The sequence below is a fragment of the Parcubacteria group bacterium genome, assembly GCA_041657845.1.
Taxonomy (GTDB): domain Bacteria; phylum Patescibacteriota; class Minisyncoccia; order Moranbacterales; family JAKLHP01; genus JAKLHP01.
The window spans coordinates 1-6,696 of the sequence record JBBABD010000040.1 but is presented as its reverse complement, the minus strand read 5'-3'; the positions used below and the strand labels follow the sequence as shown (position 1 = coordinate 6,696).

General features: G+C 37.4%; 7 protein-coding genes. All 7 read right to left on the bottom strand.

Annotated features, from left to right (window positions below; all coding sequences use genetic code 11):
* Positions 1 to 277: 277 nt before the first annotated feature.
* The 7 genes from WC906_04785 to WC906_04755 all read right to left on the bottom strand — a co-directional run bounded on the left by WC906_04785 (position 278) and on the right by WC906_04755 (position 6,639).
* Positions 278 to 1,360, bottom strand: coding sequence for a rod shape-determining protein (locus WC906_04785; GenBank protein ID MFA5777729.1), 1,083 nt, complete (start codon positions 1,358 to 1,360; stop codon positions 278 to 280).
* 113 nt (positions 1,361 to 1,473) lie between these two features.
* Positions 1,474 to 1,950 (bottom strand): NUDIX domain-containing protein, encoded by a 477-nt coding sequence (locus WC906_04780; GenBank protein ID MFA5777728.1) that lies wholly within the window; start codon positions 1,948 to 1,950, stop codon positions 1,474 to 1,476.
* Complete coding sequence (locus WC906_04775) at positions 1,947 to 2,369, bottom strand: NUDIX domain-containing protein (GenBank protein MFA5777727.1); 423 nt, start codon at positions 2,367 to 2,369, stop codon at positions 1,947 to 1,949. Before WC906_04775 ends, WC906_04780 begins: the two co-directional genes overlap by 4 nt.
* Positions 2,370 to 2,373: 4 nt before the next feature.
* On the bottom strand, positions 2,374 to 2,787 hold the full coding sequence (locus tag WC906_04770) for an NUDIX domain-containing protein (GenBank protein MFA5777726.1): 414 nt from the start codon (positions 2,785 to 2,787) through the stop codon (positions 2,374 to 2,376).
* A gap of 61 nt (positions 2,788 to 2,848) precedes the next feature.
* A complete protein-coding gene (locus WC906_04765; protein ID MFA5777725.1) occupies positions 2,849 to 3,061 on the bottom strand; it encodes a DUF1653 domain-containing protein in 213 nt (70 codons plus the stop codon).
* 246 nt (positions 3,062 to 3,307) lie between these two features.
* The gene (gene secA, locus WC906_04760) at positions 3,308 to 5,959 is read right to left on the bottom strand and encodes a preprotein translocase subunit SecA (GenBank protein ID MFA5777724.1); all 2,652 of its coding nucleotides are present in this window, start codon (positions 5,957 to 5,959) and stop codon (positions 3,308 to 3,310) included.
* 137 nt (positions 5,960 to 6,096) lie between these two features.
* Positions 6,097 to 6,639: a hypothetical protein gene (locus WC906_04755; protein MFA5777723.1), complete on the bottom strand. Its 543-nt coding sequence runs from the start codon at positions 6,637 to 6,639 to the stop codon at positions 6,097 to 6,099.
* Between the last annotated feature and the right edge of the window lie 57 nt (positions 6,640 to 6,696).

Sequence of the window (6,696 nt, the reverse complement as noted above, 5' to 3'; positions counted from 1 at the left end):
AAATTTCTAATTTCCATTCCTTCAAAAGTTAATCCGTATGCAACTTTCTGAAAAGGGGAAAAGATAACAAAAAATACCGAGCGGATCGGATTAAAAAAATTGTATGGGTTAAAAAAAATAAGGAACCCTGAAATCGCCATAACGGAAACTAATTTAAAAAATTTTCCCGAGAAAAAATTAAAAGACATAATGCGATGAATTATGAATCATGAATTATGAATCATGCAAAAAGCATTGAGTATTAAAATTCGTAATTCATGATTCATGATTCTTGATTCTAAATTAGGGATTTCGCGTATTCATTTTCAACCAGGACATATTTGAGATTCTCAAGGTCTTCAAGCACTATTCCTGTCCCCCGAACAACAGCCGTCAAGGGATCCTCCATCATTCTCACCGGCATTTCAGTCTGATTAGCAACCAACTTGTCCATTCCCCTAATCAAACTTCCTCCGCCGGCCAGGATTATTCCCCTTTGCATCACATCGGCCAAAAGTTCAGGGGGGGTATCTTCGACTACTGATTTGATATTGTTGATAATAATCCTTATTGATCTGGATAACGCTTGGCGTATTTGCTCATCATTAGCCATAACCTCTTTTGGAAGCCCGCTAATTAAATCTCTGCCTCGCATAGGCATTGTCATAGCTTCTTTCATCGGATAAGCGCTTCCAATAGCAATTTTTGCATCTTCCGCCGTTTTTTCTCCAATCAGAAGATTAAATTCATCACGGCAATATCTGACAATGTCTTCATTCATTTCATCGCCAGCCACCCGAAGACTTCTGGATATTACTACTCCTCCCAAAGATATGACTGCAATTTCTGAAGTTCCTCCTCCGATATCAACTACCATATTTCCGGCTGCTTCAGTAATAGGAAGACGCGCCCCAATCGCCGCCGCCATCGGTTCATCAATAAGATAAGCTTCCCTCGCCCCGGCATTAGTCGCCGCATCGATCACTGCTCTTTTTTCCACTTCGGTTATTCCAGAAGGAATTCCAATTAGAACTCTCGGCCTCGGTATCAAAGAAAAGGATTGCTTTCCAACCTTATTAATAAAATGGCGGAGCATTTGTTCGGTAATTTCAAAGTCGCTCACCACCCCGTCAACTAAAGGCCTTGTGGCCACAATATGTCCCGGAGTTTTTCCGACCATTCTTTTGGCATCTTTCCCGATGGCAAGAATTTGACCAGTTTTTTTGTTGACCGCCACAACTGAAGGTTCATTAATGACAATCCCCTTGCCTTTCACATAGACCAGCGTGTTAGCTGTTCCAAGATCAATTCCAATGTCCTGGGAAACCTTGCCAAATAAACCGCCTATTATTTTAGATATATTTTCTAATTTTTTAAACATAAAAAAAACTAACCTAACTCATTATGGTTTCTAAAACCCCTATTTTGTTTTTGTTTTAAGGTTCGTTAATAATAACCCAAAATAGGCATAAAGTCAAAACTGCTATTTTTAGTCTAGCATAAACTTTTTTCAAGAAATCTATCGGCTTTTTCAAGGGTTTTTTGGGAACTTTTATAGGTTAACTGCTTTAGTGCCTCTTCAAATGGAAGCCAAACAAAATCAATATGCTCATCAGAGAGTCTGACATTTTCTGATTTTGTTTCCGCCAAAAGAAATACTGCTTTTTTTGCAATCAATGTTTTTCGCCCGTTTCTCTTTCTCTCTTTTTTTTCTTCTCCAGAAGCGCGATAAAAATAGCGATTATTTTCACAGAAATCAGAAATCATTTTTAAATTAGATATTCCGGTTTCTTCAAAGACTTCCCGACGCATCGTTTCTTCTTCAGTCTCGCCTTTTTCTGTGTGTCCTTTCACAAAACCCCAATAATCATTTCCATTTTTCATTTTTCCATAATCAAGCAGAAGATAAAAAATATTATTATCTTTTTTTCTAAAAATCACTGCTCCGACTGATTTTTCAAACGCGATCATAAATTATCAAAATAATTATCTTTAGTTTTATAACTTTTTACCGCCAGCTTGCAGAATTCAAACATGGGTTTCGGCAATTTATTCAAGCTATGCCAATTCCAGCTTTCCATCTTGTCTGGCTCTAATATTTTCTGTTCTCCGCTTTTCCAATCGGCCACCATTCCAAAATGAATATAATGCTTGGGCTTATATTTCCTTACATTAGCCACAAATTGAAATCTCAGATTTTTTATTTTTATTCCGCATTCTTCCGCTAATTCTCGAAGCGCGCCTTCCTCAATTGATTCCATATATTCCAAATGCCCGCCCGGAAAAGCATACTCTCCTTCTCCATGAGAACCCTTTCTTTTTCCCAGCAAAATTTTCCCATTCTTAAAAATCATTACGCCGATTCCGATTCTTGGTCTATTTTCTTCCATAAAATTATAAATTTTTTAATAAATAGGGCATTATGATTTCTTGTCCAAAACCTAGTTTAAGTTTTCTAATTTCCTTAATGCTCATCCACTGCATTTTAGCGCCTTCACGCAACTTTGTTTTTTGATCTTCATCAATCTTGCATAAAAATACGTAATCAGTTATAGGTACGTAGGGAAGGCTATATTTCGCTATCAACTTGCAATTCTGCAATTTTAAATCAATATTGAACTCTTCTTTTGCCTCTCTTGCAATTGTATCTTTTATCTTTTCTCCTTTTTCCCCTCTTCCGCCGGGAAAACACCACATATTCGGATAGTGCTTTGATTTACCGTCCCTCAATTGCATTAATATTTTTTCGTCCTTTCTTTGAAGAATAAAAGTTGATCCTTTAATTTTTTTAAAATTATTCTCTTCCATATTTTTTTATCGCAATACTACTAATTATCTTGCTACAGCATACTGTAATACTGTAGTAAGATTATTTTTTTGAAATAAATTCAAATCTCTTGATCTTTTTCCCTTTTATTAAAACTCTTTCATTGAACATATCAAATGGTCTTGCCCATAATTTTTTCTTTCCATACATTGCTTGATACACAACTAATTTTTCCAGAGTTTCACTGTGAGTTGCAATTACGATAACTTCATAAAGCTTTCCTTTATAATGCTGATATTTTCCAATTCTAAGCATACATTATTTCTATGATCTTATTTTTAATAAGTTGATATTTTAAATAAATTTGATATTATAAATTTATCCAGCTGGAGATGTGAGCCGCATCTCCGCCTTCTCTCAATTAACAATGAGGAGAAATCGGATTAGGCTCCCGCAAGAGTCAGAAGGTTATATACTCAAAACATATGAGTACAGCCAATTCTGACGTAATTCTTGCGGTTTTCAACACCCCTGTATGCAATAAAATGCTGCAGGGGATTTTTATTTTCCACAGCACTTCTTATATTTTTTACCGCTTCCGCATGGGCAGGGGTCGTTTCTTCCGATTTTGTCATCGTTAATAATCGGTTTCTGTTTGACTTCCTCTTTTTGAGGAGAACCGCCTTCTGAACTTTGCATCTGTTTAGCGCTGGCAAATTGCTGGGCATCAGAATCGGCGCCTTTAAATTGTAAATTTTTCCTTTCTTCTGTTTGCATTTGATTTATCGGAGTTGCCTGAATTCGGAAAATTGTGTGGACGACGGTAGAACGGATTTTTTCCATTAGATTGGAAAATAAGCTGAAAGCTTCGCGTTTGTATTCAATAAGCGGATCGCGCTGTCCATATCCTCGAAGTCCGATTCCTTCCCGAAGATAATCAATTTCGTCCAGATGATTCATCCAAAGAGTATCTATCGTCTGAAGTGTAATCATTTTTTCCACCCGGCGCATATTTTCATCGCCAATTTCTTTTTCTTTCTGCCCGTAAGCGCTTTTGGCTAAATCCATAAGATATTCATGCAAAACTCCTCTTTTTTCGATTTCATTTTTTGCTTTGTCTTCTTTTATAATATCGAGCTGTTTTCTGCTGTCTTCAGCTATCGAAAAAATATTATTAACCTCAAAGAATAGATCATCAAAATTCCAATCATATTCATCGCCAGCCGTATGGAAGGATACTAACCTTTCAATTTCTTCAGAGATGTCATCATTGAGCTCGCTCTTAATATTTTCTTTTTCCAAAATTTCTTTCCGTTTTTTGTAAACAACTTCCCTTTGCTTGTTCATTACGTCATCATAATCTAAAACATGTTTTCGGATATCGAAATTATATCCCTCTATTTTGTTCTGGGCATTTTCAATGGTTTTGGAAATAATCGAGTTCTGAATCGGTTGATCCTCAGGAAGTCCCAATCTATCCATCATTCCTTTCATCTTATCTCCGCCAAACCTGCGCATCAGTTCATCTTCCAGAGAAACATAAAATTGGGACACTCCCGGGTCTCCCTGGCGTCCTGCGCGTCCTCGAAGCTGATTATCGATGCGCCTGGCCTCATGGCGCTCTGTGCCGATTATATACAGCCCTCCAACCTCTCTGACGCCTTCTCCAAGCTTAATGTCGGTTCCACGACCCGCCATATTGGTTGCAATGGTCACAGCTCCTTTTTGGCCGGCGTTAGTGATAATGAGAGCTTCCTTTTCATGCTGTTTGGCGTTTAAAACGCTATGACTTATTCCTTCTCTTTGAAGTAAAGCGCTTAAATATTCCGATTTTTCAATGGCAATTGTTCCCACTAGAAGCGGCTGTCCGGCTCTGCTTGCTTCTTTTATTCTTTCTACGATAGCATTAAATTTTCCTTTTTCGGTTTTATACACCATATCGGAAAGATCTTTTCTAACCATCGGTTTGTTGGTTGGAATTTCCACCACATCTAATTTATATACTTTGAAAAATTCTTCCGCACTGGTAATTGCCGTTCCGGTCATTCCAGAAAGTTTGTTGTACATTCGAAAATAATTTTGAAAAGTAATCGTTGCCAAAGTTCTTGATTCTTTTTGCACTTCCACGCCTTCTTTGGCTTCGATTGCTTGATGGAGTCCTTCGCTATAGCGCCTTCCTTCCATAAGCCGTCCGGTAAAATCGTCAACAATAATCACGTTTCCGTCTTTCACGACATAATCCTTGTCTAATTTAAAAAGCACGTGAGCTTTGAGCGATTGTTCAAGATTGTGAACATAACTTATTTTTCCCGGCTCATAAATATTTCCCACTCCCAACAGTTGTTCCACTTTAGCAATTCCCGCTTCAGTAAGAATTACCGATTTCATTTTCTCATCTACTTCATAATCATCTTTTTCTTTGAGTCTTGGGACGATTTGCGCAAACTTTTGATAAAGCTTAGTTGACTCCATATCCGGAGCAGAAATAATAAGCGGGGTTCTGGCTTCATCAATGAGAATAGAATCTACTTCATCGACAATAGCATAGTTTAACTCGCGTTGAGCCATTTGATCAAAACTTTGCACCATATTATCGCGAAGATAATCAAATCCGAATTCATTGTTGGTTCCGTAAGTAATGTCCGATGCATAAGCCTCGCGTCTTGATATCTCAACCAGATTTTCCATCTCTATATTCGCTTCATTGGCATCAACAATCTTCGGTTCATAGCGATATGAATGATCATGGATAATGCAAGCCGTAGAAATTCCAAGAAAATGAAAAATTGATCCCATCCAATTGCAATCTCGTTTGGCCAGATAATCATTCACTGTCACAATATGCACTCCTTTCCCTGTGAGCGCATTGAGATACATCGGCAGCGTCGAGGTCAATGTTTTTCCTTCTCCAGTCTTCATTTCAGCAATTTTTCCTTGATGAAGAACGATTCCTCCAATAATCTGGACATTGAAATGCCTTTCGTTTATTATTCTTTTGGCCGCTTCGCGGACAACTGCAAAAGCTTCCGGGAGCAGATTGTCCAGAGTTTCTCCGCTCTCGAATCTCTTTCTCAAATCCCCCGTCTTACTTTTCAGTTCTTCATCGGATAATTTTGATATAGCTGGCTCAAAAGAATTGACTGCATCGACAATCGGCTGAAGTTTTCCGACTTCCCTCTCATTTGAGCCAAAAATTTTCTTGAATATGGACATAATAAAAAATCAAAAATATTAATATTTGAAGCTTTTCATGTTAAATTTAGCTTACTATAGCTTATCAAAAAAAAACTCCTTGGTCAAAGAAGCTAAAATTGCTGTTACATGTTATTTTTTATGATATTCGCGGGATTCTAAATTGCAAGCCCTCTTTGCCGAAGTTCTTCTGTTTTTCTGGCAGAGCATTCTTCACAGCGATATTGCGGTTCCTTGTCTTTTGTTTTATCGTAATTTTTTGCTTTAACAATGCGATATCCTCTTCCCATTTTCCCACAATCATAGCAAGTCGATTTTTCCACAATCTCCCAATAAGTCGGAACTATTTTGTCGGAAAAAATATATTTATCCACCCAGAAGAAAATTAATCCGCCAATAAAATTCCCTGCGATCACTCCAGACAAGCCTGAACCGAATAATAGCAAACAGGGGTAAAGAGTAATCGAAGTTAACTGCCATCTTCCGAGATAAAAAAGATATTTTCGAAAAATATCCGACCTATCGGAACTAAATATATATTTGTCGATCCAGAAAAAAATAAGTCCGCCAATGAGATTGGCCGCAACGACGCCCTTGATAGTTGCGCCAAAATATAAAGTGACTGGCGTCATTATCGGAGTTGAAAGCTGCCAACGAAAAAGATATAAAGCGTATCTTTTCAAATTTATTTTTCTATTCATTCTTCTCTAACCCCTTATATTCTTAGAAGATTTTAATCTAGCTGATTTTAATTAAAT

Coding starts and splice junctions, on each gene's coding strand:
- WC906_04785 (MFA5777729.1), bottom strand. CDS start 1,360: ATGTTTAAAAAATTAGAAAATATATCTAAAATAATAGGCGGTTTATTT.
- WC906_04780 (MFA5777728.1), bottom strand. CDS start 1,950: ATGATCGCGTTTGAAAAATCAGTCGGAGCAGTGATTTTTAGAAAAAAA.
- WC906_04775 (MFA5777727.1), bottom strand. CDS start 2,369: ATGGAAGAAAATAGACCAAGAATCGGAATCGGCGTAATGATTTTTAAG.
- WC906_04770 (MFA5777726.1), bottom strand. CDS start 2,787: ATGGAAGAGAATAATTTTAAAAAAATTAAAGGATCAACTTTTATTCTT.
- WC906_04765 (MFA5777725.1), bottom strand. CDS start 3,061: ATGCTTAGAATTGGAAAATATCAGCATTATAAAGGAAAGCTTTATGAA.
- secA (MFA5777724.1), bottom strand. CDS start 5,959: ATGTCCATATTCAAGAAAATTTTTGGCTCAAATGAGAGGGAAGTCGGA.
- WC906_04755 (MFA5777723.1), bottom strand. CDS start 6,639: ATGAATAGAAAAATAAATTTGAAAAGATACGCTTTATATCTTTTTCGT.